The sequence below is a fragment of the Dellaglioa sp. CoH-57-MRSF-21 genome (genome assembly GCF_056781915.1).
Genome location: NZ_JBXAXU010000046.1, coordinates 1 through 536 on the forward strand (window position 1 = coordinate 1; position 536 = coordinate 536).

At 53.0% G+C, this 536-nt stretch carries 1 protein-coding gene; it reads right to left on the reverse strand.

Translation table 11 applies throughout. The features are described from left to right. Nucleotides 1–516, reverse strand: a 516-nt coding sequence (locus AC1RPQ_RS07835) for a hypothetical protein (RefSeq protein ID WP_481762239.1), incomplete at its 3' end; no start/stop codon positions are given. Nucleotides 517–536: the final 20 nt, after the last annotated feature.

The window sequence follows — 536 nt, forward strand, 5'->3', positions numbered from 1 at the left end:
GTCCGTATTAGGCGACGTTCCAGAGCGCCCGGCAAACACCCCTATAGTCGCGTTTCCAGCTGCACCCGGAACATTGACTGCGAGACGGGCGGCAGCTGCACCGCCAGCATACGTGTTAGAGGCATACAGATAGATGATGCTCGGAGCACCAGAAGTTCCGGTGTTGTACTGACCGGAGTACATGAGGAACTGTGTGGAGTTACCAGTACAGCCTCCTTGGGACATGGCAACCGTGAGAGCTGTCATGTTGGTAGTGGAATCAGAAGCAAAGCTGTACTTTCTATTGGTCGTAACACTTTGGTTGCTATTGTTACGTCCTCCCATCAGCCAGCCGCTGCCGGCACCGTCACCTCCACCCATAACTGTTGTGTACCCGGGGTTTGCGGCAGTGCTGCCAGTGATGACGTTGGCGTCTAGGTTATACAGCGAATTGGTGTTCGTTGCCTGCATAAAGATGTTGCCGCTACCAACAACTATCTTTGGCTTTGCAGACCAAAAGGGGTTACTCAGAAACATTGTTTTCTCCTGTAGTGCCC